Below are 24,741 nucleotides of genomic sequence, written 5' to 3'. Positions count from 1 at the left end.
CGGACTGTCATCTCGCCCCCCGCGAGCGACGCCCGCGGCACTCGCCGCAGTGATTTACCACATGTCTCTCATCGACTTCATCCGTGCCGTCGAGGAATCGACAGACGACTTCGATGTCGAACTCGAAGAGTTCGACCCGGACTCCGAACAAGCCGCCGTCGAAGAAACGTCTTCGGGCGGCCGGTCGGTCGGCCGCCTCGTCGTCGTGCTCGTCCTCCTCGCAGCGGTCGCCTACGCGGTCTACCGCTTCCGCTCGTCTTCGTCGAGCGGCGACGACGACGACTCGTTCACCGATATCGACCTCGACGAACCCGACGAGGACGCGACTGTCACCGTCGAGTACGACGCCGACGAGGACGGAGAATCGACCGACGAAACGTCGAAAATCGACGTGATTCCCGACGAACCCGCCGAGGAAGCGGACGCCGATACCGACGAGTCCGACGACGGCGTCGAAGTCGAAATCGAAGCGCCCGGCGACGACGAATCGGACGAAGAATAGCTGACTGTCAGGCGGGCCTGACCCATCCGTAACCCGAACGCCTTTTGGCCCGCGACACTTCCGTTTCTCCGATGAACACGTTGCTCTGGGTCCTCGTCGGGCTCATCGCGTACTCGCTTTTCGCGACGTTCCTCCGAACGCGCGGTATCCTCCCCGAGTACGTCCGCGTCCAGGGACCATTGACGACGATTCACACCCGTCGCGGCCGAGTGTTGCTCGACAAACTCGCCAAACCCAAGCGCTTCTGGCGAGCGTGGAGCAACATCGGTCTCGGGGTCGCACTCGTCATCATGGTCGGAACGTTCCTGCTTCTCGTCTTTCAAGCGAGTCTCATTATCCAGAACCCTCCGGCACCGACCGCGGTCAACCAACCGCAGAACTTCCTCGTCATCCCCGGCGTCAACGACTTCCTCCCGCTGTCTGTCGCTCCCGAGATTCTCTTCGGTCTCCTCGTCGGTCTCGTCGTCCACGAGGGAGGCCACGGCATCCTCTGCCGCGTCGAAGACATCGACATCGAATCGATGGGACTGGTCACATTGGCGATACTCCCTATCGGCGCGTTCGTCGAACCGTCCGAGGAGAGCCAGAAAGAGGCGGACCGCGGCGGCAAGTCGCGGATGTTCGCCGCGGGCGTGACGAACAACTTCGCCATCACCATCGTCGCGTTCGCCCTGCTCTTCGGTCCGGTCATCGGGTCGATTTCCGTCGCCCCCGGTGTCGCCGTCGATGGTGCCTACGCCGGGTCGCCCGCCGACGTGGCCGGCATCGGTGGTGGTGACCGACTCACCGCCGTGGACGGTGTCGCAATCGACACGACACAAGACCTCGAATCCGCGCTCCGCCAGAGCGAAGCTCGAACCGTCTCGGTCGAAATCGACGGCGAGCGGACCGTCTCGGTCACGCGCGAACTCATCGTCGCCGGTTCCGTCGAGGGCAACCCGGCGGGTATCACCGTCAGCTCCGATAGCGACCCGATTCGCGTCACGGCGGTGAACGGAACGACCGTGAACACGCAAAGTGAGTTCGAAGAGGCCGTCGGCGACTCGCGCTTCGCGCGACTCGACACCTCCGTCGGCGAGCGAACCATCCCCGTCGGCGCGTACATCACGAACGTCGCGGAAGACCAACCGCTCTACAACGCGAGTGGAACGACCGACCCGCTCATCGTCACCGAACTGAACGGCGAGCGAATCACCTCTGCGACCGACCTCCAGCAGGCGCTCGACCGGACCAGTCCCGGACAGACCGTCTCGGTCGAAGTGTACCGAAACGGTGGCTTCGAGACGTACGACGTGACGCTCGACGAGAACCCGCAGGACGGGAACGGCTTCCTCGGAGTCAACATCTTCCCCGGAACGAGCGGACTTCTCTTCTCGGACTTCGGGACGCGCGAGTACCCCGCCGGAACCTACCTCTCGCTCCTCGGCGGTGACGGCGGCGAAGGCGCAGGCGGCATCCAGAGTGCGCTCGCAGGCTCACCCTTGCAACTCGTCTACGCCTCGCTCTTGCTCCCGTTCGCGTCCGTCGTCCTCGGGATTCCTAACTTCCCGGGCTTCACCGGCGAGTTCCTGAACTTCTATCAGGTCGGTGGCCCGCTCGGCTTCCTCGGCGGCGGGGTGTTCCTCCTCGCCAACCTCCTGTTCTGGACGGCGTGGATCAACCTCCAACTCGGACTGTTCAACTGCATTCCGGGCTACCCGCTGGACGGCGGGCGCATCCTCCGCACCGGGACCGAAGCAATCGTCTCACGACTCCCGGTCGGCGACCGGCACACGCTGGTTCGCACTATCACCACCTCCATCGGACTGATGATGCTGATGTCGCTGTTGCTGATGGTGTTCGGACCGACGGTACTCGGCGGTTAGGCCGGACCAATCGTCCTCGGTAGCTGAGTTTCGGTTGACCGCCCTCGGCTACCGAGTTCCGACCGATAGAATCCGACCCGCCGGCACTCCACTTTCGGCCACGACCGTCTTTCAATTCGGAGACATTACTATGGATTTTCCGCCCCTATCGTGTGCCATGACTGTGTTCGTCACCGGTTCGACGGGGGTTCTCGGTCGCCGACTGGTCGAGCGACTCGTCGCACGCGGATACGACGTAGACGGACTCGTCCGCGACGACGCGGGTGCCGAAGTCGTCGAATCGAGAGGTGGGACGCCGGTCCGGGGAGACGTTCTCGACCACGACTCGCTGGTCGAAGCCCTGACCGGCGTCGAGACGGTCGTTCACGCGGCAACGTCGCTTCCGGTCAAAACCAAACCGACCGACGCGGATTGGGAACGGAACGACCGCGTTCGGGTCGAAGGAGCGCGCAATCTCGTCGCCGTCGCGGGCCAAGATATCGACCGATTTCTCTTTCCGAGCATCGTGTGGCTCGCGCGGCAACCCGACGGCTCCGCGTTCGACGAGGACGCCTCCCGGCATCCGGACCGCGCGACTGCGTCGGCAGCGACGGTCGAAGACTACCTTCGAGAGACAGCAGAGGCCGAGGGTTTCGACGCGACGATTCTGCGCTGTGGCTTCTTTTACGCGCCCGATGCTGGCCACACCCGCGACATCGGCGAATCGCTGTTGTCCCGCGACGTACCAATCGTCGGCGGTGGACTGCTCGGCCGTCGGGACGCGACACTCTCGCTGCTCCACGCCGACGACGCCGCCGGAGCATTTGCCGACGCCATCGACGCCGAACTCTCCGGGTTGTATCACGTCGTGGACGACGAACCGGCGACGTTCGCCGAGTTCATCGAGGCGTTCGCCGACCGATTGGGCGCGCCGAGTCCGCGTCGCATCCCCGGGTGGCTCGCTCGATTCATCGCCGGACGGGAGACGGTACGCCTGCTCACGAACTCGATGCCGACGAGTGCGGACCGGTTCAAAGCGGCGACCGGGTGGGAACCGCAGTATCCGACGTACCGTGCGGGATTAGACCAGGTTATCGAGACGTGGCGAGACGACGGGACGATTCGAAACACCGCCGACGGCTACGAGTGGGTCGGGTGACTACCACTGCTCACCGGAGCACTCTCACCGTCGTCCGGAGCACTCTCACCGTCGTCGGCGCTCGGCAGCGCACTGCACGAACGTCGCCACTGACTCGCAACTGCAATACGGGATGACTCCCAACGTGGGCGTATGGTAGAGGCCCCCCAGACCGACGAGGGCTGGTTCGTGCTGCACGACTTCCGAACCGTCGAGTGGGACGCGTGGCGGGACGCGCCCCGCCACGAACGTCGCCGTGCGCTCGACGACGCGGTGGCGTATCTCGACGCGCACGAAGCAGTCGAAGACGACGAGGAGGGCGCGTCTGCGGTCTTCTCCGTGCTCGGCCACAAGGCCGACTTCGTCATCGTCCACTTCCGACCGTCGCTCGACGCGCTCTCGCGCGCCGAACGCCAGTTCGAACAGACCGCCTTCGCGTCGTACACCGAACAACCGACCTCCTACGTCTCCGTGACCGAGGTTTCGGGCTACGTCTCGGACGACTACTTCGAAGGCAACGAGGAGGACATCGACACCGGCCTCCTTCGATACATCGAGGGCAAACTCAAGCCCGACATTCCGGACGACACCTACATGTCGTTCTACCCGATGTCGAAGCGCCGCGGCGAGACGCACAACTGGTACGACCTGCCGTTCGACGAGCGCCGCGAACTCATGTCCGGCCACGGCGATACAGGACGAAAATACGCCGGCAAAATCAAGCAGGTCATCGCCTCGTCTGTCGGCTTCGACGACCACGAGTGGGGCGTCACGCTCTTCGCCGACGACGTGACCGACATCAAAGACATCGTCTACGAGATGCGCTTCGACGAGGCGTCGAGCAAGTACGGCGAGTTCGGCCAGTTCTACGTCGGCCGTCGCTTCCCGCCGTCCGACCTCGGTGCGTTCCTCGCCGGCGAGGGCGTCCCGACGAGCGAGTTCGGTGGTGAATCGCACCACCACGCCCACGCCCACGACGAGGGTGGGCATCACCACGGTGGCGACAGCGAGCATCATCACGGCGATAGCGGTCATCACCACGGTGGAGGTGGCCACGGCCACGGCGAAGGTGGACACCACGGCGAACGCGGCGGCCACGCCAGTCACGGCGAGAGCCACCAGAAGGGCGACGAGAGCGGAGACGAAGACATTCGCGGCGAACTCGAAGACCTGAACATCTACGCGGGCAAGCCTCACGGCGAAGACGTGTACGCGACGGTGCTCTACTCCGAGGCCGACGCGGACGAGGTGTTCGACGAGGTCGAGGGCCTGCGCGGCAACTTCGACCACTACCCGACGCACGTCAAGACGGCCGTCTACGAGGCGAACGAGCGCGGTCGCCTCGCCGTCGTCTCCATCTGGAAGACGGCGTCGGCCGCAGAGACCGCCGCCGGATTCCTCTCGGAACTCCCCGGCATCGTCGAGCGCGCCGGCGAAGAGTCCGGGTTCGGGACGATGGGTATGTTCTACACCGTCAAGCCCGACTCCCGCGAGGACTTCGTCGAAAAGTTCGGCGTCGTCGGTGGGCTCCTCGACGACATGGACGGCCACTTCGATACGGACCTGATGGTCAACCTCGAAGACGAGAACGACATGTTCATCGCCAGCCAGTGGGCCTCGAAAGAGGACGCGATGGCCTTCTTCCGGTCGGAAGCCTTCCGTGATACCGTGCAGTGGGGCCGAGATGTCTTGGCGGACCGCCCGCGGCACGTGTTCCTCGCGTAACGCCCGCGACCATCGGGAGCGGGGCGAGGAACCCCTGCAGGGGGTGACGAGCCTTTTGGTCCAGATTTTGCCAGCGAGCAGCGCGAGCGCAGCAAAAGGTGGCGTGTGGGTGTTGGCGGACCGCCCGCGACACGTGTTCCTCGCGTAACTTCGGAACCCGCGTTCGGAGTTTCGACTCGCGGTTCGATTCGTTGCTTCGAAAATCCGTTTTCTAACTACTCTGCCAGCGCCGTCTGCACCGCCCGCAGTTTCGGGTACGCCTTGTCGGTGCCGAGGAGGTAGGCGAAGTAGAGCATCGCCGCGCCCATGACGAGGGCCCACGCGCCGAGTTGGACGTCGCCACCGGTGACCGTCAGGAAGGCGAATCGCTCGACGTACGCGCCGGCGATAGAGAGGCCGAGACTGCCGAGACCGAAGATGACGAGTTCGACGAGTTCCGGGAGCAGCTCGAGAAATCCGGGTTTCATTATCGGAGGACAACCACTCAGCCAGTATCTCTCTTTTGGTCTGGCTACTCGGTTGCGAGGTCGGTCTCGCGCCGAGTCAGGTGGTCTTCGGCGGCCGCACGCGTCTCGGTTTCGAGCAACTGCTCCAGTTTGCGCTCGAACTCGGCTTCGCTCAGTTCTCCTTTCGCATACCGTTCGCGGAGTTGGTGGAGCGCACGATTCGGGTCCGCCTCGTCAGTGGTCGTGTACGATTCGGCGACGCTGTGGGCCGCTCGGAAGAAAACAGAGGTGTAGGAGTAGACGAGTGCGAGGAGACTCCCGACGACGAAAAATCCGAAAAAGGCGGCCGTTGGTGACCCACCGTTGAAGAATGCGAAGACGCCGACAAAGAGACCAACAGCGAGTCCGAATTGGAGAGGATGTGTCTCGACGAACGTGCCGAATCCATGCTCGCGGAGGGTATCGAGCGAAGACATGTCTCCGTGTTCACAACTTCGCGCGAAAAGTGTTCGGTCGGTTCGTCAGCGACCGCGCAACACGTAGCCGAGCGCGCCGACCACGCCGGTGAGGAGCGTCGCCCCGACCCACGGACAGGCGTCCACTCCTCGCTTGCTGGCGTCACGTTTGACGAGCGCCGCGAGGGCGACGTGCGCGACGGCCGTCAGTGCGACGAACTTACGAACTCGCATTCAGGCTTCGTTGCGAGCGCCCTTCGCCACGCGCTTGTCGAGTCCGGCCTCGCGGATGTCCTCGCCATCGACCGACGAGCGGAGCGAGTCCATCCCGTCGAAGCGGTCGATGCCGAAGTTGTCGGCATAGAGGTCTGCGACGCGCTGCATCTCCTCGTCGGAGAGCTTCGGTACGTCGCTGGCGGCGGCCCACTCGTCGATGTCGTCCTTCGTGCGGAAGGTGGGTGTGACGGCCGCGGTGGCGTCGAAGCCGAGGAGGTAGGCGATAGACGCCTGTGCCATCGAACGCTCGCCATCGCGTTCGAGGAAGCGGAGGGTTTCGAGTTTCTCCCAGCCCGTCTCGTACCACTCGTCGGGGCGGAAACCGCGGTGGTCGCCCGCGCCGAGTTCCGTCTCGGGGCGAACCTGCTCGTTCAGGAGACCCGAAGAGTGCGGGACGCGAGCGATGAGACTCGTCGCGGACCCGGTCTCTTCGATGGTGTCGAGGAAGTGGTCGCCGACGTCCTGTTCGAACATGTTCCAGACGATTTGGAGCGCGTCGAACTCCTCGGTGATGGCCGTGTCGCCTTCGGCCAACCAGCCGATAGACGGGCCGAGCGCCCAGCCAGTCGCCTTGATGAGACCTTCTTCTTTGAGTTCGTCCAGCGCTTCGAGCACGTCCGGCGTCACCTCGTCCACGTTCGCGTTGTGGAGTTGCAGGAGGTCCACGTACTCCATGTCGAGGCGTTCGAGGCTCTTCTCGGTCGCTTCGCGGACCCACTCGCCCGAGATTTCCTTGGGCAACTCGCCGTGACCGGCCTGCGGGTTGTTGTAGAAGTCGTAGCCAATCTTCGTGGCGACGGTCACCTCGTCGCGGTAGTCGGCGAGGGCCTCGCCGACGACTTCCTCGGAGTGACCCATCCCGTACACGTCACCCGTATCGAAGAAGTTGATTCCCTGGTCGATAGCGTGGTGAATCATCTCGATGGAGTCGTCATCGGAGCGGTCACCCCACCAGTCGGTTCCGACGACCCACGCGCCGAAGCCGACCTCGCTAACTTCGACACCAGACGAGCCGAGTTCGCGGTAGTGCATGCCTTGGCGTTAGCAGGCGGGTGACTTAGGGCGTGTGTTTCGTTCTCGCGGACTGAGAACACAGTCACCCGTGGGTGAACGTGTCTGTCCCGTATCCGTCTCACCCCCTGTTCCGTCCCTATTCTCACCGGTCCGTTGCACACTCTCATTCGCTCGGTGCACGTCTTCGCACGAATGCGCGGATTCATGACCGGTGGCACCAAACGGCGGAGACAATGGACGAACTCTCCGTCAGGGTCGGGCTCCTCTCTCCGGCCGACCTCACGGACGAACAGCGCGCCGCGCGCGACTGGATAGCGACGATAGCACCCGTCGAGACCGTCACGCTCGACGCCGTCGCCGCTGGGACCGCCGACCTCGACGCCTTCGACGTGCTCTGGTGGCACAGCGAACGCCCGCTCGACGACGAGACGCGTGAACTCGCCGCCGACTGCGCCGACACACTCGACGACTACCTCGAAGCGGGTGGCGGTCTGCTCCTCACCTTACACGCCCTCTCCGCGGTCGATGTCCTGGGTATCGACTCGGTCGCGCCCGACGCCGTCGGAAGCGAAGAACCACCGCATGCGTCGGGTCTCTTGGCGAAATCTATCCACGCCGACCACCCGTTGTTCGAGGGATTCGACACCCTCGGCGTCCACATGCAACCGCCGCACTCGCACCGACCCTTCGCTCGGTACGAGCACATCCTCCCAGAAGAGGGGCAGGTGTTGGCGAGTACGATTCACGGCGAGGACTTCCTCGTCGCGCTCAAGTCGGCCATCTCGTGGCACCGCGGCGCGGGCGCGGTCTACGGCATCGGCGCTGAGGTCTCGTTCCTCTCGCACCACGGCCACGACTTCGAGTCGATGGGTGCGAACGAACACCTTCTCAGGAATGCGCTCGCACTCCTCGGAAACGAACCTCGGCGACCGACGTTCACGGACCGCCCCGCCGATTCCGCCGGATTCGAGGCGATGCGCGAGCGTCTCGGCGACGACCATCACCGCCCGCGATTCCACCTCGCCGGACCCGCACACTGGGTGAACGACCCGAACGGCGTCGTCCAGTACGACGGCACCTACCACCTGTTCTACCAGTACAACCCCGGCGGGCCGTTCCACGGGACGATTCACTGGGGCCACGCAACGAGCGACGACTTGCTCCACTGGGAAGACCAGCCTGTCGCGCTCGCGCCCGACCCCGACGGTCCCGACCGCGACGGCTGTTGGTCCGGGTGTACGGTCGTCGCCGACGACGGCACGCCGACGATTCTCTACACGGGCGGACGCGACCACCACCAACTCCCGTGTCTCGCAACCTCCGACGACTCGCTCCTGCGGCGGTGGGACAGACACGACGAGAACCCCATCATCGAGGCGGCACCCGCCGACCTCGACATCCTCGGCACCGACGACTGGGCGGCCGAGTTCCGCGACCACGCGGTCTGGAAGGTCGGCGACGACTGGTACCAACTCATCGGCTCTGCCATCGCCCACGTCGGCGGTGTCGCGCTCCTCTATCGCTCCGCCGACCTGCGCGACTGGGAGTTCGTCGGCCAACTCGCCAGCGGCACTGAGGGCCACGGGACCGTCTGGGAGTGCCCTGAACTCCTCGACTTCGGCGACTACGACCTCCTGCACGTCTCGAACTACGAGGACGTGCGCTACTTCGTCGGCCACGCGGACCTCGAAGCCCCCGACTTCGAGCCAGAATCCGAGGGACTCCTCGACTACGGCGAGTTCTACGCGCCGCAATCGACGGTCGCAGACGACGGCCGAACGCTCATGTGGGGCTGGGTGAAAGAGAGTCGCGGCGTCAACGAACAGTGGGAGGCCGGGTGGTCCGGGATGCTCTCGCTCCCGCGCGAGGTGTCGGTCACGGCGGGCGGCGAACTCCGACAACGCCCCGCCCGCGAACTCGCCGACCTCCGCGGTCATCACGTCGCCTCCGACTCGCTCGAACTCACCCCCGACCGGCGGCGCTCGCTCGACCTCTCGGGTAACGCCTACGAGTTCGAAGTCGAGGTGTCGGTCGAGGACGAGTCGGCGTTCGAACTCTCGGTGTTCGAGTCGCCGACGCGCTTGGAGCGAACGTCGATTTGGTACGACGGCGACCACGTCACCGTGGACCGCGAACACAGCAGTCGCCACCACGGCGTCGAAAAGGAACCGCGTTTGCTGCCGGTCGAAGGCGACTCCGTGACGCTTCGCGTCTTCGTCGATTGCTCGATTATCGAGGTGTTCGCCGACGAGGAGCGTTGTCTCACGACGCGCGCCTACCCGGTTCGCTCGGACGCCGACGGCGTGTCCGTGTCGGCCGCCGGCGAGTCGGCGACCGTGCACTCGTTCGACGCGTGGGAACTCGACGCGACGTTCGACGCGCGAAGACGAGGGGAGTAACGAGAGATCAGTACCGAGAGCCCGAGTCAGTAGTAGCCGTCGCCGCCGTCTTTCGATTCTGCGTCCCACCACGACTTCGGTAATGCCTCACGCTGGAGTGGCAAGTGGCCGTGGTCGAGGGTGTCGATGACGTTCGTCTGCTTGCCGTCGAGGCCGAGTCGCACAGTCGGCGCGAGGGTCCCGCCGAAGCGACGCATCTGCTCGTCTTCGGGGAGGAGCGACACGTCGTCCAGATTCGGGCGGTTGTAGTCGAAGTAGTTGAAGAAAGACGAGGCGAGCAACTCGTCGCCGTGGTCGTAGACCAGCCACGAGTAGGCTTGGAACGGTGCGTTGGCGGGGTTGGTCAGCACCATCCCGTGGCCGTTGAGGGGTTCGTACTCGCCCTGCAAGTCGTCGGCGACGAAGCCGTAGAGGGCGTCGTACCCCTCCAGTTCGGGGGCGAACGTGTGGACGTGGCTGGAGATGAAGAGGTAGTAGGTACCGTCGCGGACGACGAGGTGCGGGCGTTCGAGTTCCTGATTCACACAGACGGCGTCGAGGAGCGGCGGGCGAAGTTCGAACTCCGTCGGGTCGCCCGTCGGCGAGTGGGCGATGCCGATACTGCCGTTGAACTCCTCCCAGACGGGGTCGTCGCACGCGCCGGTTCCTTCGGGAACGAGCGTGTTAGCCTCGAAGAGCAGGTAGGTCTCACCCGATTCGGGGTCTTCGAAGAACCACGGGTCGCGGAAGGTGTAAATCATCCCGCGGGACTGGTCCTCGCGCTCGTACCAGTCGCCGTCGGGCGTGAGGAGGATTTGGTGGTCCCACGGTCCCTCGATACTGAATCCGCTGTCGGATGGGACATCCGACGAGGCCCCTCCTTCGGAGAGACCGCCGTCGGTGGAGACTGTCCCGCCGGTTGCGAGTGCGAGTCGCTGGGTGTAGGTCAGTTCGTCAGCGCCGTCTTCGCCCGCGGCGGTATAGTAGAAGTAAATCTCGCCCTCGTCGCCCTCGGGGTCGTACATCGCCGACCCGGCCCACTGGCGCTGGCCGAGCGTGTCGCCGTCGAAGACGGTGCCACCGGTGGTCCAGTGTTCGCCGTCCTGCGAGTAGAAGTAGCGGATGGTCGCCACGTCGTGGCGTTTCCCCGGCAGGAGATTCGACGGCGAGGTCAGCGAGAAGATGACGCGATAGCCGTCGATTTCGGCGATAGAGCCGTCGCGGTTGCGGAGGAACCACGTGTCCCAGATGTGCAGGTCCTCGTCGATTCGCTCCTCTGGCGGGTAGATGATGGGTGCGACGTTCGAGTCGTCGCGGCGGAGACCTGCGGCGTGTTCTCGCGTCCACGCGGGCGTGTCTCCGGCGGCATCTTCACTCATATCCGAATTAACTTCGGCGCGGGGAGTTAGGTTTCACCATTCGAACCGGACGGCTCCCGGAGAAAACGGCTGAAACCAGCGAATATTGCCAGCAGGCACGCTGACGCAGGGTTCGCACAACCGAACCCATATGAACACTGCCACCAAATCACGGTGCAATGACAAAGGTCCACGTTTCGCTTCCGGAGGACGCCGAAGAAGGGTTGCGAGCCTTCATCGACGAGGTAGACGGTCGCCTCGACTCGGACGAAGATACGTGTCTCGTTGTTCGAGACACGCTTATCGACCTGTTCGGCGACCGCGAGGCGTGGGAGCGCTGGCAGTCGGGAAAGCCTGTCTCGCCGGCGACCAAAGTCCGATTGCAGGGGTACGACCCGTGCAACGCCACGCTCGAAGCAGAGTACTACGCCGAGAAGGACGAGGAGCAGTTCAAACGCTCGAAACACCTCCAGTGGCTCTGGCGACAGTTCGACGCGACACCCATGGCCGACAACGTCGATTTCGCGCTTCGGTTCCGTCAGATGCTCGCCAATCACCTGTTCGAAGACGCCGGCGACAACCTCCGTATCTTCAAGGGCGTCACCTTCTCCTACGGCCACAACATCTCTATCGGCGACAACACCGTCATCCACGACGACGTCCACCTCGACGACCGCGGGAAACTCACCATCGGCGACCGCGTCTCCATCTCCGACGGCGCGCACATCTACACCCACTCGCACGACGTGGTGGACCAGACCGAGGTCCGAAACTACCACACCGAGATTCGTGACGACGCGCGGGTCACCTTCGACGCCATGGTCAACGCCGGCACCGTCGTCGGCGAGAACGCCATCGTCGGCGCTCGCTCCATCGTCCAAGGCGACGTTCCGGACCACCACGTCGTCGTCGGCGCGCCCGCCAAGAGCGTTCGCATCAAGCCCGGATTCGAAGACGTGGCCGAACCGCTCGACGCCGGCGGCGAGAAACGCGCCGACGAACGAGAGATTCCGTACACCCTCCCCGACGACCTCGACGCGTTCGACGAGTTCGGCCGAACGCTCGGTGGTCCGGTCAAGCCACATCGGTCGGAATAAACGACTACTCGTCGCTGAAAATATTCTCATCGGGAGCGGGCTTTCGCCGTCGTTTTTCTGCCGAATCCGCTGGCTAACCGAAGAACAATTATAGCGTGCTAACGTACATCATGACATGGATACGTGGGGATGGATTGTGGTCTACGCCCTCGGCTTGACCCTCCTCCAGCTGTTGGTCTACCGCTACCTCGTCACGAGCGGTGAGCCGACGATGGGAGAGGGCGTGGGGCGTGACAGTGACCGAACCGAGCGGTACGGTCATCCTGAACTCGCAGTTCCCTTCGACGACCGCACGGGGGTTCGTCGCACGCCGACCGGCGAGCGTATTTGCCCTCACTGCGGGACCGAAAACGAACCCGACCCGACGTTCGACCTCTGTTGGAACTGCACCGGCCGGATTCACTGACCCGTCTTTTGCAGTCGATTCCGTTTTACCCACTCGTCACTACCGATTGGTATGGCCGAGGACCTCCACGACGAACTCGATGCGTTCGCACGCGACGTCGAACGGGCGATTCTCGAATTCGACGACGCCATCGACCGCCACTCGCAGGTCCGCCAGCGCGCGCACACGCCGGTGTTTCGGTCCGGTCCCGGTGAGGTCGAGGACGTGCAGGATTTGTTTTTTTGAGGAGAGTCCGAAGCGGTCAAGAGGAGCGTTGTGTTCGATATCATGCGTGCTTGCAGTGCAGACGATGCGCTAGTCGATAGTTCAGAAATCAGTAACTATTCAAAATAATCTGTTTATCTGCTTTCATGGACGCAGCCCTCCGGCTACGTATCGATATTGGACTCGTACTACTCGCGGTGATTGCTGGAACGACCTCTGTCGCAGGGTATGGTGCTGCCGACATGCCAACTGTGGCCGCAGCGATAGTAGTGGCGGTACTTCCAACAACCGTGGCGCTCTTTGCGACGAGAGCAGCGTAAGCAAGAGCAATCAACTACTTCTGAACAGCGGAAACGGTAGCTGACAACCGTATTTCGTCTACGAATACGAGCAGACCGGGAGTTCATTGAGTGGAACGAAGTGAACGTTGACGAGACAGCGTCTCGTCAGGACTGAGCAAACCGGAGGTTTGCGAAGGTCGGTCGGCAAACGACCGCAGGGAGTACCACGAGTACGGCGAGTGGTACGTCGGCGAAGCGAAGCTTCGCCGGAAGTGCGCCGACCGGGAATCCCGCGAACAGTGTGAGCGGGGCGTTGATGAAACGAGGTTTCATCGGGAATTGAACCCCAGTCGCTCCCTTGCGGTCGCTCCTTGATTCAATTCCCTTTGGGCCGCATCTCTTCACTCCGCGGGACTCGAAGCCTTCGGCTCCTCGTCTGGTTCCGTTCAGAAGATGCGCCGACCGGGACTGAGCAAACCGAAGGTTTGCGAAGGTCGGTCGGCAAACGACCACAGGGAGTGCGCCGACCGGGAATTGAACCTGAGCCAGACGGTCCTCCTCGCTTCGCTCGTCGGCTGCGACTGGCAGGGTTCAGATTCCCTCCGGAGCGCATTTCGTCTCACTCCGTTCGACAGAAATGCGCCGACCGGGAATTGAACCCGGACTTCGAGCTTGGGAAGCTCGTGTCCTACCATTGGACCATCGGCGCTCACTTCGTTCGCCCCGAGCATTGTCTCACTTCGTTCGACAACACATCGGCGCTCAATGCTCTGGAACTGAGCAAAAACTCGTAGACCGCGCTGACACTTGAACATAGCGCTTCACTGACCACATTCTGTCCAATAATTGGACGCCCGTCCAGCATTCCTCGCCAACGAGTGACTATTTGCCCCTCCGGTCCCAATCCGTCTCCATGTCAGAAGCCGACATCCTCTCCGCGGACGCCCCGCTGGACCTCCGTCTGTCCGACGAGGAACTCGAAGCCCACCGCGAACACATCACCTCGTTCATCGCCGACACCGTCGAAGCCGCCGGCGCCGAGGGTGCCGTCATCGGGCTGTCGGGCGGTATCGACTCGACGCTCACCGCCTTCCTCGCCGTCGAAGCACTCGGGAAGGAGAACGTCCACGGGCTGGTGATGCCGAGCGTGGCGAACGCCGAAGACATGATGAGCGACGCCGAGGGTGTCGCCCAGCAACTCGAAATCGCCTACGACGTGGTGGAGATTCAGCCCATCGCGGAGGCGTTCTTCGACGTGTTCCCCGAAGCGGCCGACGACCGCATGGCCGCCGGGAACGTCTACGTTCGCACCCGCGGCGTGCTCAACTACTTCGTCGCCAACCACGAGAACCGCATCGTCCTCGGGACGGGCAACCGCGCCGAAGCGATGACGGGCTACTTCACGAAGTACGGCGACCAAGCCGTCGATTGCAACCCGATTGGAAATCTCTACAAACAGCAAGTTCGCCAACTCGCCGCCCACGTCGGCGTCCCCGAGGACCTCGTGATGCAGACGCCGTCGGCCGAGATGTGGTCGGGCCAGACCGACGAAGCGGAACTCGGTCTCACCTACGACGTGCTCGACGCAATTCTCGCACTCCACGTCGATGGCCCGCTCACGAAGTCGGTGACGAGTCGCCACCTCGGCGTGACCGCCGAGCAAATCGACAGAGTGGTCGAACTGGTCGAACGCAGCGAACACAAGCGTTCGATGCCGCCCGCGCCGGACGCGCTCTCGCTGTAAGCCGCTCAGTAACGCAACTTCGACTACTTCTCACGACTCGACGCGATATCTTCGACGTTCGCACGATGTAGCTCACCGAAGCTCGCGGCTTCGGCTTCGAATCGGTCGGCATCGGGACCTCGGTCTCTGAGCCGCGCTTTGATCACCTGGAGCGACCGGTGGTCGTTGGCGGCGATTTCGTCGGCGACGGTTCGAGGGTCGTCCTCGATGCGCGAGACGAGACCCATCTGGAGCGCTTCGTCGGCATCGACCACGCGCCCGGAGAGCGAGAATTCGAGTGCGTGGCCCTCACCGACGATTCGCGGGAGCCGAACCGTTCCTCCCCACGCCCCGAAGAGACCGAGTTTGACGCCCGGTTCGCCCAGTGTGGCCCACGGGGTGGCGACGCGAACGTCGCAGGCGAGCGCGAGTTCGACCCCGCCGCCACGCGCCGGGCCGTCGATTCCGGCGACGACGACCGCTGGTGAGGATTCGATGGTCGAAGCGACCTTTTGACCCAATCGGGCGAACGACTCGGGGTCGGAAAGGTCGGCGACGCTGTCGAGGTCGGCACCGGCACAGAACGCCTCGCCCGCGCCCTGAAGCAGGACAACTGGTGTCTCGGCTTCTGTGATGGCCGTATCGAGCGCTTCGAGGTCCTGCGGGCGGAGCGCGTTGCGCCGACTCGGCCGGTCGATGGTGACGACGCGAAGCCCGTCGTCGTCCGTCGTTCGTATCATACTCCCGGTGGGCTGTGGTTTTCCAAAGGTCTTTGCCCTCACACCCGTAACCCCCGACTAATGGACGACGCCGTTCGAGCCCGTGAGGCCGCCAAAGAGGCGCTCTCGGACATTGAGCCGGAGACACTCTTGGCGGCGTTAAACGAGCGTCTCGACACCGCCTCGGTCACGCCGGCGGTTCTCACGTTCGTGAGCGCGCGGGCTGTTGACCCGAACGTCGATTTGAGTGGGCTATCGGAGCGCGCTGCGGGCGTGCAACTCATCTACGAAGGACTCCGCCTCACGCGGAGCCTCGCCGCCGACGAGCCGTGGGCCCATCTCGACGCCGTTTCGGACGACACTGCCGCCGATTTGGATATCCTCGCCGCCGACGTACTGGTCTCGCGTGGGTTCTATCTCCTCGCTCGCACCGAAGCCGCCGACCACGCCGTCGAGACGGTTCGCGCGTTCGGACGCGACCAGACCCTCGCCCGCGCTGCCACCGACGCCGAACGCCACGACCTCGACCGCAACCTCGAAGTGAACATCTGCACGCTGGCGGTCATCGCCGGCACCACCGCCGTCGGCTCCGCCCCACCAGCGGCGCTCATCGACTACGCAGAGACGCTCGCACACGGACAGGACGGACAACTGCTCCCCGCTGCCACGTCGATTTCTGAATCCACTGTCGAACGTATCGGAACGCTCTATCGAGGCGACGCGACCGACGACCGAGTGACCTCCGCTGCGGACCGGTAATCGACATACGCTACCATGGTTCCGGGCCGGTTCGAATCGAAACCCCTAAAGAGGAACCCGGACAACGAATGATTGCCTGCCTGGGTAGCTTAGCGGTAAAGCGCGTCCTTGGTAAGGACGAGAGCCCGGGTTCAAATCCCGGCCTAGGCTTAACCCCTCAACCTCAGAAGCTTACGGGGTTGAAACGCCTGATTTCTGTTTCGGCACTCACGCCTCAGAGAGTCATCAACCACATCCCGCGATAGCGACTTCTCCATCGGGGGTGAGTGCGTGATGGCCGCTACTCGAAAGCCGCAGGCTGTGGACGAATGGGTTGCACTCGCGGTGCCCACGCGAAGATCGATCACCCAGACCACGGCCACCGCGTCGTCTGCAAAGGCCACGTCAACGGTCACGAAATCGTGGAGGAGTTCGACGATGAGTGAGCGCCCACCGTCGCTCGAACTCATCAAAGTCCACGACACCGAGTGGGGCTTTGGCGACTCGATGACGTTCATGCTGGGTCTCGTCGCCTTGCAGTGGGTTTCCTTCGCCGTTGACGACCTCGTCGGAGCCACTCTACTCAGCGCCATGTACCTCGTCACGCTGGCGCTCCTGTTCGAGCACGGGTCTCGGCACGACTACCACGCGTGGCAGCGGCATCAGGAGTGGTCGCGATGAGTGGCGAGAGCCTCGAAGAGGAACTCTCGGCGCTGCGTGAGAACCAGAAGGGTCTCATCAAGAACCTCTCGAACGCGATGGGTCGTATCTCCGACCTCGAAACGCAGGTCGAGAGTCTTCGCGAGGAGAACGCCTACCTCCGCGAGGAGATCGAAGAGCAGGGCCGCCTCGATGCGATGCTCAAAGGCATCCAACAGAACAGCGCCAACGACCCGGACAAGCGAGCCGCCGTCATCGTCCAGCACATGTTCAACGACGCGAAAGCTCGCGGAGACGCCGGAGGCGAGCCTGTCGCCGAGTACGACAAGGAGTCGTGTAAGACGGCGCTCGGTGGCGGTGCGAAGAAGCAAGACATTCACTACGCGATGACCGAGGCCGTCCCTCGGAACGTTTCGTCGGGCGCTGTCGAGTACGTCCGAACGCCTCGAGGAGCGGATCGCCTCAACCACCTTCGGATGGATCTTCGCGAAGGCGACGTCGAGGGGATCATCATCGCCGGTCACCGCATCCGCGCTGGGGGTGAGTACGGGCGGTGATTCGACTCGGGTACAGGACGAGTAGAAATTCTTCGACTCGCCTCACGTGTAAGCCGCCTCCAGAACGTGCTCGAACACAAGCACGGTTGCACTGGGAGAAAATCCAGACACAACAAATCAAAAAATCAAATGTCAGTTAGTCACAAGTCCGCTCGTCATCCGCTCGCTCCGCTCGCTCTGCGAGGTCTCTACTCGGCTGTAACCGAGTCGAAGAATTTCTACTCGGTCACGGGAGGCCGCCAATGAACTCGCCAGCCAACCGAGAACTCACCGAGTCGTTCATCGCGTTCTACCGCGACTACTACCGTTCGGAGATCGGGACGCTTGCCCAGCACTACCCGAAAGAACAGCGGTCGCTCACCATCGACTACACCGACCTCCACAACTTCGATACGGAACTCGCCGAAGAGTGGACGTCCAAACCGAGTCAGTATCAAGAGTACGTCGAAGAAGGACTTCGACTGTTCGACCTGCCGGCCGATGTGAAGCTCAGTCGTGCACACGTGCGCCTGACAAACCTCCCCGACGAGGACACCTACTATCCCGGTCAACAGTCTCCTCGCGACCAGTCGGGCGACTACATCACTGTCGAAGGGCAGGTCTCGAAGGCGACCGAGGTGTACGGCGTCGTCCAAGAGGCGGCGTTCGAGTGCCAGCGCTGCGGGACGATGAGCTATATCGAACAGTCGTCGAACGTCGGCGACTTCCAGGAGCCACATGAGTGCCAGGGGTGCGAGCGCCAAGGGCCGTTCCAAATCGACTTCGACCAATCCGAAATCATCGACGGCCAGAAGCTCCGCATCGAGGAACCACCAGAGATAGCCCAGGGACAGAACCCGTCGCACGTTGACGTCTACGTCGAGGACGACCTGGTCGAAGTCGTCGAGCCGGGAGACAAAGCGACCGTCTCGGGCATCCTGCACCTCCGCCAACAATCGTCGAACAACCAGAAGACGGCGAAGTTCTCGACGTACCTCGAAGGGCAGGCCATCGAACTCAAAGACACGGAGTTCGAGGACATCGACCTCACGCCCGAGGATATCGAAGAGATCCACGACGTCGTCGAGGACCCCGAGACCGACATCTTCGAACTCGGTGTCGATTCTATCGCCCCCAGTCACGAGGGTGACGAAGACGTCAAACTCGGTATCTTCCTGCAACAGCTTAGCGGCGTTCGAGCCGAACTCCCCGACGGCACCTTCCGACGAGGCGACACGCACATCCTCCTGATTGGCGACCCATCGACCGGCAAATCCACACTGATGGACGCCGCCGAGCGCATCGCCCCTCGGGCCGTCTCGGTCTCAGGCCATGGTGCGAGTGCGAGCGGTCTCACTGCTGCAGCCGTTCGCGACGACTTTAACGACTCTGGCCAGTGGACGCTCGAAGCCGGCGCGCTCGTCCACGGGCACAAAGGACTCGCTTGCATCGACGAACTGGACAAGATCAAGCCCGACGCGGTGAAGTCGATGCACAAAGCGCTCGAACAACAGCGCATCCCCATCTCGAAAGCGGGCATCAACACGACACTCCCCGCTGAGACGGCGGTCCTCGCAGCGGCGAACCCGAAGTATTCGCGCTGGAACCGGAACCAAGAGGACCACGAACAAATCGAGATGGAGTCGGCGCTCATCTCTCGCTTCGGCCTGATCTTCAAGTTCACCGACCAGCCGGACGCTGAGCACGACAGCATGGTCGCCGACACAATCCTCATCTCGAAGGACACCGCCAAGCGATACAATTCGGATTCCCACACTGTGACCGAAGAGGAACTCGACGAGGTCGAACCTGCCCTCTCAGTCGAATTCCTTCGAAAATACATCGCGTACGCTCGCTCAAACTACAACCCGGTGTTCCGCGACGAATCGGTCCGCAAGAAGATGCGAGATGCGTACGTCACCCTGCGGTCTGCTAACGGCTATGACGAGAACTCCGCCATCCCGATCTCGACGCGGAAACTCGAAGACGTGCTTCGCCTCGCCGAAGCGTCTGCACGAGCACGCCTCTCGAACGTCATCGAGGAACAGGACGTCGAGCGCGCCCAGAAAGAGATCGGCGACTCACTCCGACAGTTCGGGACGAATGCCGATGGAGACCTCGACGTCGACGTGATCGAGTCGGGGACATCGATGACGCAGAAAGAGCGGCGCGACAATCTCATCGACCTCATCCGGGAACTGCAACCCGACGAAGGGTCGCTGATGGTCGGCAAGCTCTGTGATGTCGCCGAAGAAGAGTTCGGCTTGGACAAGCGAACGGTCAAAGACGAGGTGAAGGACCTCGCCGATAACGGAGACCTGTGGCGTCCAGGTGGCGCGGGAACAGTGAGGGCGTTCCGATGAGCACCACCGACATGTCCCAACCCGTCCGCGAAGGGTGGGCGACACAACTCTCGTGGCCGGGATGCGACCCAGAGACGGTCGAGGACTACGTCGCCGCCGTCGACGACGAGTCCCACCTCTTGGATATCCTCTCGCGACTCACCGACGGCGAGGTAAGCGACCAAGACATGACCAAAATCGGCCACGTGAACGCACGACTCATGGAGGTGCGGTGATGGGCCGCGGCAACCGGACGCGAACGTTCATCACCTGCCGAGGGTGCGACGACCGCGTCATCGTCATCGACCAACACGCCCTGCCACCGCGGCACTGCGGGGCGTGCCGCATCCGACGCCAACACGGCCGATTTATCGGAGGTGACGAAGAGTGACTCGGATGACGTACGACTGCCCGATGTGCCCCGAGTACGGGACGGACGTCTTCGTCCAAAAATCGAAGTCAAATCACCACGACTGGGTGTGTGTCCACTGCGACACGAGGTGGTCGGCGTGAGCCAGCCACGATGCCCCGAATGCAACGCTCGATGGCCCGCACTCGAAGGGCGCTCTCGAAACGGACAGTGGAGTTCGACACAAGTGCTTCGCTGTCGGGACTGCAACCACAGGTGGTCGCGATGATTGAACAGCCGATTGATGATATCGTCGCGAATGGTGGCCGAAACCGGGACGGATCTCCCCGGATGCTTTCGCGATGGACATTCGAATACTCTCCTGCCCGCGAATTTGTGGAGGGTTATCTTGACGGCCGGGTTCTCAATGCCTGCGCCGGAAAGACGAAACTCACCCACGACGGCGAAATCATCCGGAACGACCTGAACCCAGAAATGGACGCTGATACGCACGTCGACGTGGCCACCCTCGGTGACCACTTCGAACCGCAGTCGTTCGACACCATCGTGTTTGACCCACCGTTCGACGAGGACAAGGCGGAAAATATGTACGACAGATTGCACGCGAAAGACGTGTGGGCGGCGCTTGAGGCGTTCAATACGCTCGTCCGCACGGGCGGGACCGTCGTCTCGTTCGGGTGGAATTCGTGGGGGATGAAGTCATTCCCCGCATTCGAACGCGTCGAGACCACGCTATTTACCCGTGGCCCCATATCGCGAGACTTCATCGTCGCAGTCGACAGGCGCACGAGTTCGTCCATGGAGGATTTCGGATGACTCTCGCCGTCGACGACGCGGTTCGCGACGACCTCGCCGACGAGTCGGTCACCGTCCGGATGGTGTGGCTCGTCATCCAAGAGGCCGACCGCCCACTGACGACGGCCGAGATCGAGCGTGCAACTGCCCTCGCATCGAGCACGACCCGCCGCGCACTCCAAGTGCTCCGTGCCCAAGGCCTTATCCGTCGTCGCCGAAACGTCTCTGGTGACGCTCGAAAACACGTCCATGCGGTGGATGTGTCGCTCACCAGTGAGCGATAGCGCCGGACTTATCACGTTCGCCGACTGTCTATTCTTCTAACCCGAATCGAACCGATTCTACGGCGTCGCACCACCCGGGATGACCGGCGTCGGCCAGTAGCGACAGCACCCCACTCGGCCCCACTTTTCGATGTCACTCACGCAGAACTCACAGAGCGACCAGCGGCAAATCCAACCGGAGAGAGCCTTCGAGCGCTACATCTGGACCCAACCCGGCATCTGCAACCGATGCTATTCCCGGATGTCCCGTGACGGCCGACTCCGGGCCGATGGCGTCCACGGGCACGACGTCCACATCCACGACCAGTTCGGCGAGCAAACCGTCCGCGACGAGGATGGCCGCGTCACTGGCGTCGAGCACGTCGGCGAACACGGCGTCGACCGAACCCACTCCGAGCACACGTGCTGCAACAACTGCGGCTCCATCGCCGGACGTGCACCTGACGAGACCCAAAGCCGTCTCGACCTCGTCCGACGTGTCGCCCCGATCGCCGATCGCCTCAACGAGGAAGGCATCGGCGTGTCGCGCCGTGTAATGCGTCGGACCGTGTGGGAACTCAAGAGCGACGACCGAATCCAAGGGATGGACCGCGAAATCCTCGAACGGGCGACCAAACTCGGCATCAAGCATGCGTGACCGTGCATGAGCACCTCCACCCCGAGTGACTCGGTCCTCGTCGAGACACCCCGCGGTCACACCCGCGAAGCACACGTCGTTTCCGCTGAACTCATAGCGACGATCTCCGACCTCGACGAGCGCCTCACTGTCGACGTCGACGGCGTCGAACTCTGTGTTCTCGCAAGTGACCTCCGATGAGCGAGATGCTTTGCGCCGCCCGGGTCGCCGACGAGTGTGAGCACTCACTCCCGCTCGACGACGTCGCCCACCGCGACCCTGACGGCGCGTGCATCTGTGCTGAGTGCGCTGACGAACTCGATATCCCAGGCCCATGACTCGCAAGACCATCACCGTAACCGAGACCGCGTTCAACGCGGCTGATGAAGAACGCCGGGACGGCGAGTCATGGAGCGACTATCTCGTGCGCACTGCAACCGACACCGAACACGAACCGAACACGGTCGCCGTCGAGAACGTCGACGAAATCGCCCGCCGCTCGGCAGAGATGGTCGAAGACCGCATGACGCGACGCTGAACACACACCGAACACACCGATGACGTTTACGTGCACCGAGCAAGTCCACGACGACTGCGTCATCGAGGGCATGTTCAACGCGGCGTACGGGAGCGACGACGAACCGGTGTGCGTGATGTGCGCGATTGAACTCGGCATCAACGACCACGATTTCTAGACGATTCTGACATACAACCGCGAGGGTACCCTACCGACGCATCTGCCCGTCTTCGACCCTATTTAAAGTATAAGCCACCCGTGAACACCGCAGAACGATTTCCCACAGATGAGTAAGCGCGAACAACGAGTCACACTCGCCCTGAAGTGGCACTATCTCGACAATCTCGACGTCGACGAGATTCGAGACCGCTTCGAAGAGACGGGTCACGGCTCGTTTGCGGCATCGACCGTCCGGAAGTACCTCAACGAGGAACCGTCCGAGGCCGTCCTCGAACAGATCGAACAGGAGCACGCCAACACCCGACTCCAAATCGCCGAGCGCGAAGAGCGGATGTGGCAACGTGCCCGTGAAGCCGAAGACGACGCCGTCGAGGACGTCCCGCTCAAGCGCGTCGTTCCACAGACCAAATACTGCTCGGGCGAACAAGGCGTCTTCCGGATGCAGGCGTGGGAGTTCGTCGATCCAGGCGACGACGACTGGCCCGAGTGGGCCGAGGAGGGCGACGTCATCATCCGGTTCATCGGCGTAGATCGAACCATCGAACCCGGCGACGAGTATCCACTACAGTCGTTCGACGGGTCGCCGAAATACACGACCGAGTTCTGTGGCCTCGAACGCGACCAGTCCGATCTCGACGGCGAGCGGGCGGCGCGCATGGAACAGTCCCAGCACCTCCAGGCGAAAGGCGACGTTCTTGGCGTCTACAAGGACCGCGTCGAGCTCTCCGGGACCGATGGCAAACCAATCGAGGTGACAGTCAGCCGTGAACGCTATGAGCCAGACGAGTGAGCCGATCCAGATCGGCGGGCAGTACTGGAGCGCCCAACTGGAGACGTTCGACGCACTCGAATCTGGTGACTACGACCTCGTCGTGTTCCGCGCCGGATACGGTGGGGGGAAGACACTCCTCGGAAGCGATTTCGTCCTCGGCGGGGCGATGCAGATTCCGAACGGTCACTCGCTCGTCCTCGCACCGGACAAAACGAAAGGCGGTCCGGCAACGTACAAGGGCTTCTTCGAACGCCTCCCTGGCGATAACACAGTCCCGAACGACGCCGAAGGTGACCCCGAGAACTCGCCAATCGTCGCTGGCTACCACGGGACGAAACACCGCCTAACCCTCATCAACGGCCACATCATCCAGCTGGGCGGCGCTGACATCTGGAGCCGGTTCGCTGGTACCGAGTTCAACATCATCTGGTGCGACGAGGTCGCTCACTACGGCACGACCGACCTTTACGATCTCCACGAGATGCTGGTCACCCGCCAGCGGACCGAACAGGGACCGAACGTCACCTTGTGGACCTCGACGGGGAACGGCTTCAACCAGTTCTACGACATCACCGAGCGGCAGATCGAACCCGATGGTCAAGGCGGCGAGCAACCACTCCCGTGGGCCGACCGGATGAAGGTCGTCGTCGGCGACACCCGCGACAACCCGTTTCACAACGAACTCGAAAAGATGCGGGCGCAGTTCGAGGGGACCGAGCGCGAGAAGCAAGCGCTTGAAGGCGGGTTTTCATCTGCGAACGGGCTTGTTTACCCGTCGTTTTCTCGGGAGACGCACATCTGTTCACGAGGTGAACTTGAGCTCCGGGACGCGCGTCTCTACGGGTACGACTACGGATTCAAAGACCCACGCGTGTTGCTCGAAATCGGGGAGACCACGGCCGGGCAGTACGCCGTTCTCGACGAGTACTACGTCTCGAAGCAACCCGTCGAAAAACTGGCCGGGGCATGGAACGGTCGCACGCTCGTCCGTGAAGGATGGATTCAGGAACAGGGCAAGACCCCTGGCCGCGTGTTCTGTGATCACGACCCTGAGCATATCGAGAAGTTTGCACGCGCAGGGTTCGAGTCCGAGGCGGCGCAGAAGGACCTCGCCGAGGGAATCAACGAAGTGCAAAGCGTCCTCGAAACTGACGATGGACGGCCCGGGCTCGTCATCGTCGACGACTGCATCAACCTGATTCAGGAATTCCAATCCTACAAAGAGGAAGACGTCGGGACCGCGCGAGCCCAGGACCACGCACTCGACGCACTGCGCTACGCCATCATGGGCGACCGCTACGTCGACACAAAGACCACGCGTCGACGCCGTGGTAGCGCACCAACCAAAGGGAGTATCAGATAACA

At 62.8% G+C, this 24,741-nt stretch carries 30 protein-coding genes and 2 tRNA genes; 25 read left to right on the top strand and 7 right to left on the bottom strand.

Annotation, left to right across the window (positions count from 1 at the left end; genetic code table 11):
- The first annotated feature begins 61 nt into the window (after window positions 1-61).
- From ACFQJC_RS05200 to ACFQJC_RS05185, 4 genes are all read left to right on the top strand, one after another.
- Entirely contained in the window at window positions 62-502 is a 441-nt protein-coding gene (locus ACFQJC_RS05200) for a hypothetical protein (protein ID WP_390222189.1), read from the top strand.
- A gap of 71 nt (window positions 503-573) precedes the next feature.
- Entirely contained in the window at window positions 574-2,367 is a 1,794-nt protein-coding gene (locus tag ACFQJC_RS05195) for a site-2 protease family protein (RefSeq protein ID WP_390222188.1), read from the top strand.
- A 157-nt stretch (window positions 2,368-2,524) separates the two neighbouring features.
- Window positions 2,525-3,505, top strand: a complete 981-nt coding sequence (locus ACFQJC_RS05190; protein WP_390222187.1) for an NAD-dependent epimerase/dehydratase family protein — start codon at window positions 2,525-2,527, stop codon at window positions 3,503-3,505.
- A 132-nt stretch (window positions 3,506-3,637) separates the two neighbouring features.
- Window positions 3,638-5,209, top strand: coding sequence for a heme-binding protein (locus tag ACFQJC_RS05185; RefSeq protein WP_390222186.1), 1,572 nt, complete (start codon window positions 3,638-3,640; stop codon window positions 5,207-5,209).
- A 215-nt stretch (window positions 5,210-5,424) separates the two neighbouring features.
- Here the strand turns inward: ACFQJC_RS05185 and ACFQJC_RS05180 are convergent, their stop codons facing one another.
- From ACFQJC_RS05180 to ACFQJC_RS05165, 4 genes are read right to left on the bottom strand one after another with little or no spacing between them, the layout of a single operon-like run.
- Window positions 5,425-5,676 (bottom strand): hypothetical protein, encoded by a 252-nt coding sequence (locus ACFQJC_RS05180; protein ID WP_390222185.1) that lies wholly within the window; start codon window positions 5,674-5,676, stop codon window positions 5,425-5,427.
- A 44-nt stretch (window positions 5,677-5,720) separates the two neighbouring features.
- Complete coding sequence (locus ACFQJC_RS05175; protein WP_390222184.1) at window positions 5,721-6,131, bottom strand: SHOCT domain-containing protein; 411 nt, start codon at window positions 6,129-6,131, stop codon at window positions 5,721-5,723.
- 45 nt (window positions 6,132-6,176) lie between these two features.
- Window positions 6,177-6,344 (bottom strand): hypothetical protein, encoded by a 168-nt coding sequence (locus ACFQJC_RS05170; RefSeq protein WP_390222183.1) that lies wholly within the window; start codon window positions 6,342-6,344, stop codon window positions 6,177-6,179.
- Window positions 6,345-7,418 (bottom strand): aldo/keto reductase, encoded by a 1,074-nt coding sequence (locus tag ACFQJC_RS05165; protein ID WP_390222182.1) that lies wholly within the window; start codon window positions 7,416-7,418, stop codon window positions 6,345-6,347.
- Window positions 7,419-7,633: 215 nt separating this feature from the next.
- Here ACFQJC_RS05165 and ACFQJC_RS05160 point away from each other — a divergent pair, with 215 nt between their 5' ends.
- Window positions 7,634-9,799 (top strand): GH32 C-terminal domain-containing protein, encoded by a 2,166-nt coding sequence (locus tag ACFQJC_RS05160; RefSeq protein ID WP_390222181.1) that lies wholly within the window; start codon window positions 7,634-7,636, stop codon window positions 9,797-9,799.
- 26 nt (window positions 9,800-9,825) lie between these two features.
- Here ACFQJC_RS05160 and ACFQJC_RS05155 read toward each other — a convergent pair whose 3' ends face one another.
- Window positions 9,826-11,157 carry a glycoside hydrolase family 68 protein gene (locus ACFQJC_RS05155; protein WP_390222180.1) on the bottom strand — a complete coding sequence of 444 codons (1,332 nt, stop codon included), beginning with the start codon at window positions 11,155-11,157 and terminating at the stop codon, window positions 9,826-9,828.
- A gap of 158 nt (window positions 11,158-11,315) precedes the next feature.
- On the opposite strand from ACFQJC_RS05155, the gene ACFQJC_RS05150 reads away from it, so the two are divergent.
- The 3 genes from ACFQJC_RS05150 (at window position 11,316) to ACFQJC_RS05140 (ending at window position 12,864) form a co-directional block, all read left to right on the top strand.
- On the top strand, window positions 11,316-12,233 hold the full coding sequence (locus tag ACFQJC_RS05150) for an acyltransferase (protein WP_390222179.1): 918 nt from the start codon (window positions 11,316-11,318) through the stop codon (window positions 12,231-12,233).
- Between the two features lie 115 nt (window positions 12,234-12,348).
- On the top strand, window positions 12,349-12,639 hold the full coding sequence (locus tag ACFQJC_RS05145; RefSeq protein ID WP_390222178.1) for a DUF7577 domain-containing protein: 291 nt from the start codon (window positions 12,349-12,351) through the stop codon (window positions 12,637-12,639).
- A gap of 51 nt (window positions 12,640-12,690) precedes the next feature.
- Window positions 12,691-12,864 (top strand): hypothetical protein, encoded by a 174-nt coding sequence (locus ACFQJC_RS05140; RefSeq protein ID WP_390222177.1) that lies wholly within the window; start codon window positions 12,691-12,693, stop codon window positions 12,862-12,864.
- An 898-nt stretch (window positions 12,865-13,762) separates the two neighbouring features.
- On the opposite strand, the gene ACFQJC_RS05135 is transcribed toward ACFQJC_RS05140, so the two are convergent.
- Window positions 13,763-13,833: transfer RNA gene (locus ACFQJC_RS05135), tRNA-Gly, on the bottom strand.
- A gap of 204 nt (window positions 13,834-14,037) precedes the next feature.
- Here ACFQJC_RS05135 and ACFQJC_RS05130 point away from each other — a divergent pair.
- Window positions 14,038-14,868: an NAD+ synthase gene (locus tag ACFQJC_RS05130; RefSeq protein WP_390222176.1), complete on the top strand. Its 831-nt coding sequence runs from the start codon at window positions 14,038-14,040 to the stop codon at window positions 14,866-14,868.
- A gap of 23 nt (window positions 14,869-14,891) precedes the next feature.
- Here the strand turns inward: ACFQJC_RS05130 and ACFQJC_RS05125 are convergent, their stop codons facing one another.
- On the bottom strand, window positions 14,892-15,587 hold the full coding sequence (locus tag ACFQJC_RS05125) for an enoyl-CoA hydratase/isomerase family protein (protein ID WP_390222175.1): 696 nt from the start codon (window positions 15,585-15,587) through the stop codon (window positions 14,892-14,894).
- Between the two features lie 60 nt (window positions 15,588-15,647).
- Between ACFQJC_RS05125 and ACFQJC_RS05120 the strand changes: the two genes are divergently transcribed.
- The 16 genes from ACFQJC_RS05120 (at window position 15,648) to ACFQJC_RS05045 (ending at window position 24,739) form a co-directional block, all read left to right on the top strand.
- Entirely contained in the window at window positions 15,648-16,325 is a 678-nt protein-coding gene (locus ACFQJC_RS05120) for a DUF7114 family protein (protein ID WP_390222174.1), read from the top strand.
- A gap of 78 nt (window positions 16,326-16,403) precedes the next feature.
- Window positions 16,404-16,475, top strand: a tRNA-Thr gene (locus tag ACFQJC_RS05115).
- A gap of 267 nt (window positions 16,476-16,742) precedes the next feature.
- Window positions 16,743-16,985, top strand: coding sequence for a hypothetical protein (locus tag ACFQJC_RS05110; RefSeq protein WP_390222173.1), 243 nt, complete (start codon window positions 16,743-16,745; stop codon window positions 16,983-16,985).
- Window positions 16,982-17,521 carry a hypothetical protein gene (locus ACFQJC_RS05105; protein ID WP_390222172.1) on the top strand — a complete coding sequence of 180 codons (540 nt, stop codon included), beginning with the start codon at window positions 16,982-16,984 and terminating at the stop codon, window positions 17,519-17,521. Before ACFQJC_RS05110 ends, ACFQJC_RS05105 begins: the two co-directional genes overlap by 4 nt.
- Window positions 17,522-17,763: 242 nt before the next feature.
- Window positions 17,764-19,863 carry a minichromosome maintenance protein MCM gene (locus ACFQJC_RS05100; protein WP_390222171.1) on the top strand — a complete coding sequence of 700 codons (2,100 nt, stop codon included), beginning with the start codon at window positions 17,764-17,766 and terminating at the stop codon, window positions 19,861-19,863.
- Window positions 19,860-20,078: a hypothetical protein gene (locus ACFQJC_RS05095; protein WP_390222170.1), complete on the top strand. Its 219-nt coding sequence runs from the start codon at window positions 19,860-19,862 to the stop codon at window positions 20,076-20,078. The genes ACFQJC_RS05100 and ACFQJC_RS05095 overlap by 4 nt, the downstream gene beginning before the upstream one ends.
- On the top strand, window positions 20,078-20,233 hold the full coding sequence (locus ACFQJC_RS05090) for a hypothetical protein (protein WP_390222169.1): 156 nt from the start codon (window positions 20,078-20,080) through the stop codon (window positions 20,231-20,233). Before ACFQJC_RS05095 ends, ACFQJC_RS05090 begins: the two co-directional genes overlap by 1 nt.
- Before the next feature lie 243 nt (window positions 20,234-20,476).
- Complete coding sequence (locus ACFQJC_RS05085; protein WP_390222168.1) at window positions 20,477-21,028, top strand: RsmD family RNA methyltransferase; 552 nt, start codon at window positions 20,477-20,479, stop codon at window positions 21,026-21,028.
- Entirely contained in the window at window positions 21,025-21,291 is a 267-nt protein-coding gene (locus ACFQJC_RS05080) for a MarR family transcriptional regulator (RefSeq protein ID WP_390222167.1), read from the top strand. Before ACFQJC_RS05085 ends, ACFQJC_RS05080 begins: the two co-directional genes overlap by 4 nt.
- A 130-nt stretch (window positions 21,292-21,421) precedes the next feature.
- Window positions 21,422-21,928 (top strand): hypothetical protein, encoded by a 507-nt coding sequence (locus ACFQJC_RS05075; RefSeq protein ID WP_390222166.1) that lies wholly within the window; start codon window positions 21,422-21,424, stop codon window positions 21,926-21,928.
- A gap of 6 nt (window positions 21,929-21,934) precedes the next feature.
- Window positions 21,935-22,108: a hypothetical protein gene (locus ACFQJC_RS05070; RefSeq protein ID WP_390222165.1), complete on the top strand. Its 174-nt coding sequence runs from the start codon at window positions 21,935-21,937 to the stop codon at window positions 22,106-22,108.
- A complete protein-coding gene (locus tag ACFQJC_RS05065; RefSeq protein ID WP_390222164.1) occupies window positions 22,105-22,245 on the top strand; it encodes a hypothetical protein in 141 nt (46 codons plus the stop codon). The genes ACFQJC_RS05070 and ACFQJC_RS05065 overlap by 4 nt, the downstream gene beginning before the upstream one ends.
- A complete protein-coding gene (locus ACFQJC_RS05060; protein ID WP_390222163.1) occupies window positions 22,242-22,445 on the top strand; it encodes a hypothetical protein in 204 nt (67 codons plus the stop codon). Before ACFQJC_RS05065 ends, ACFQJC_RS05060 begins: the two co-directional genes overlap by 4 nt.
- Before the next feature lie 19 nt (window positions 22,446-22,464).
- Entirely contained in the window at window positions 22,465-22,602 is a 138-nt protein-coding gene (locus ACFQJC_RS05055) for a hypothetical protein (RefSeq protein WP_390222162.1), read from the top strand.
- A gap of 108 nt (window positions 22,603-22,710) precedes the next feature.
- Window positions 22,711-23,394 carry a hypothetical protein gene (locus ACFQJC_RS05050; protein ID WP_390222161.1) on the top strand — a complete coding sequence of 228 codons (684 nt, stop codon included), beginning with the start codon at window positions 22,711-22,713 and terminating at the stop codon, window positions 23,392-23,394.
- Window positions 23,378-24,739, top strand: coding sequence for a terminase large subunit domain-containing protein (locus ACFQJC_RS05045; RefSeq protein WP_390222160.1), 1,362 nt, complete (start codon window positions 23,378-23,380; stop codon window positions 24,737-24,739). Before ACFQJC_RS05050 ends, ACFQJC_RS05045 begins: the two co-directional genes overlap by 17 nt.
- The last annotated feature ends 2 nt before the right edge of the window (window positions 24,740-24,741 follow it).

The sequence above is a fragment of the Haloferax namakaokahaiae genome, assembly GCF_042663225.1.
Taxonomy (GTDB): domain Archaea; phylum Halobacteriota; class Halobacteria; order Halobacteriales; family Haloferacaceae; genus Haloferax; species Haloferax namakaokahaiae.
This window is presented reverse-complemented; position numbering and strand designations above follow the sequence as displayed.

Excerpts from the sequence above, each read along its gene's own strand:
- ACFQJC_RS05200 (WP_390222189.1), top strand. The coding sequence starts at position 62 with ATGTCTCTCATCGACTTCATCCGTGCCGTCGAGGAATCGACAGACGAC.
- ACFQJC_RS05195 (WP_390222188.1), top strand. The coding sequence starts at position 574 with ATGAACACGTTGCTCTGGGTCCTCGTCGGGCTCATCGCGTACTCGCTT.
- ACFQJC_RS05190 (WP_390222187.1), top strand. The coding sequence starts at position 2,525 with ATGACTGTGTTCGTCACCGGTTCGACGGGGGTTCTCGGTCGCCGACTG.
- ACFQJC_RS05185 (WP_390222186.1), top strand. The coding sequence starts at position 3,638 with ATGGTAGAGGCCCCCCAGACCGACGAGGGCTGGTTCGTGCTGCACGAC.
- ACFQJC_RS05180 (WP_390222185.1), bottom strand. The coding sequence starts at position 5,676 with ATGAAACCCGGATTTCTCGAGCTGCTCCCGGAACTCGTCGAACTCGTC.
- ACFQJC_RS05175 (WP_390222184.1), bottom strand. The coding sequence starts at position 6,131 with ATGTCTTCGCTCGATACCCTCCGCGAGCATGGATTCGGCACGTTCGTC.
- ACFQJC_RS05170 (WP_390222183.1), bottom strand. The coding sequence starts at position 6,344 with ATGCGAGTTCGTAAGTTCGTCGCACTGACGGCCGTCGCGCACGTCGCC.
- ACFQJC_RS05165 (WP_390222182.1), bottom strand. The coding sequence starts at position 7,418 with ATGCACTACCGCGAACTCGGCTCGTCTGGTGTCGAAGTTAGCGAGGTC.
- ACFQJC_RS05160 (WP_390222181.1), top strand. The coding sequence starts at position 7,634 with ATGGACGAACTCTCCGTCAGGGTCGGGCTCCTCTCTCCGGCCGACCTC.
- ACFQJC_RS05155 (WP_390222180.1), bottom strand. The coding sequence starts at position 11,157 with ATGAGTGAAGATGCCGCCGGAGACACGCCCGCGTGGACGCGAGAACAC.
- ACFQJC_RS05150 (WP_390222179.1), top strand. The coding sequence starts at position 11,316 with ATGACAAAGGTCCACGTTTCGCTTCCGGAGGACGCCGAAGAAGGGTTG.
- ACFQJC_RS05145 (WP_390222178.1), top strand. The coding sequence starts at position 12,349 with ATGGATACGTGGGGATGGATTGTGGTCTACGCCCTCGGCTTGACCCTC.
- ACFQJC_RS05140 (WP_390222177.1), top strand. The coding sequence starts at position 12,691 with ATGGCCGAGGACCTCCACGACGAACTCGATGCGTTCGCACGCGACGTC.
- ACFQJC_RS05130 (WP_390222176.1), top strand. The coding sequence starts at position 14,038 with ATGTCAGAAGCCGACATCCTCTCCGCGGACGCCCCGCTGGACCTCCGT.
- ACFQJC_RS05125 (WP_390222175.1), bottom strand. The coding sequence starts at position 15,587 with ATGATACGAACGACGGACGACGACGGGCTTCGCGTCGTCACCATCGAC.
- ACFQJC_RS05120 (WP_390222174.1), top strand. The coding sequence starts at position 15,648 with ATGGACGACGCCGTTCGAGCCCGTGAGGCCGCCAAAGAGGCGCTCTCG.
- ACFQJC_RS05110 (WP_390222173.1), top strand. The coding sequence starts at position 16,743 with ATGAGTGAGCGCCCACCGTCGCTCGAACTCATCAAAGTCCACGACACC.
- ACFQJC_RS05105 (WP_390222172.1), top strand. The coding sequence starts at position 16,982 with ATGAGTGGCGAGAGCCTCGAAGAGGAACTCTCGGCGCTGCGTGAGAAC.
- ACFQJC_RS05100 (WP_390222171.1), top strand. The coding sequence starts at position 17,764 with ATGAACTCGCCAGCCAACCGAGAACTCACCGAGTCGTTCATCGCGTTC.
- ACFQJC_RS05095 (WP_390222170.1), top strand. The coding sequence starts at position 19,860 with ATGAGCACCACCGACATGTCCCAACCCGTCCGCGAAGGGTGGGCGACA.
- ACFQJC_RS05090 (WP_390222169.1), top strand. The coding sequence starts at position 20,078 with ATGGGCCGCGGCAACCGGACGCGAACGTTCATCACCTGCCGAGGGTGC.
- ACFQJC_RS05085 (WP_390222168.1), top strand. The coding sequence starts at position 20,477 with ATGATTGAACAGCCGATTGATGATATCGTCGCGAATGGTGGCCGAAAC.
- ACFQJC_RS05080 (WP_390222167.1), top strand. The coding sequence starts at position 21,025 with ATGACTCTCGCCGTCGACGACGCGGTTCGCGACGACCTCGCCGACGAG.
- ACFQJC_RS05075 (WP_390222166.1), top strand. The coding sequence starts at position 21,422 with ATGTCACTCACGCAGAACTCACAGAGCGACCAGCGGCAAATCCAACCG.
- ACFQJC_RS05070 (WP_390222165.1), top strand. The coding sequence starts at position 21,935 with ATGAGCACCTCCACCCCGAGTGACTCGGTCCTCGTCGAGACACCCCGC.
- ACFQJC_RS05065 (WP_390222164.1), top strand. The coding sequence starts at position 22,105 with ATGAGCGAGATGCTTTGCGCCGCCCGGGTCGCCGACGAGTGTGAGCAC.
- ACFQJC_RS05060 (WP_390222163.1), top strand. The coding sequence starts at position 22,242 with ATGACTCGCAAGACCATCACCGTAACCGAGACCGCGTTCAACGCGGCT.
- ACFQJC_RS05055 (WP_390222162.1), top strand. The coding sequence starts at position 22,465 with ATGACGTTTACGTGCACCGAGCAAGTCCACGACGACTGCGTCATCGAG.
- ACFQJC_RS05050 (WP_390222161.1), top strand. The coding sequence starts at position 22,711 with ATGAGTAAGCGCGAACAACGAGTCACACTCGCCCTGAAGTGGCACTAT.
- ACFQJC_RS05045 (WP_390222160.1), top strand. The coding sequence starts at position 23,378 with ATGAGCCAGACGAGTGAGCCGATCCAGATCGGCGGGCAGTACTGGAGC.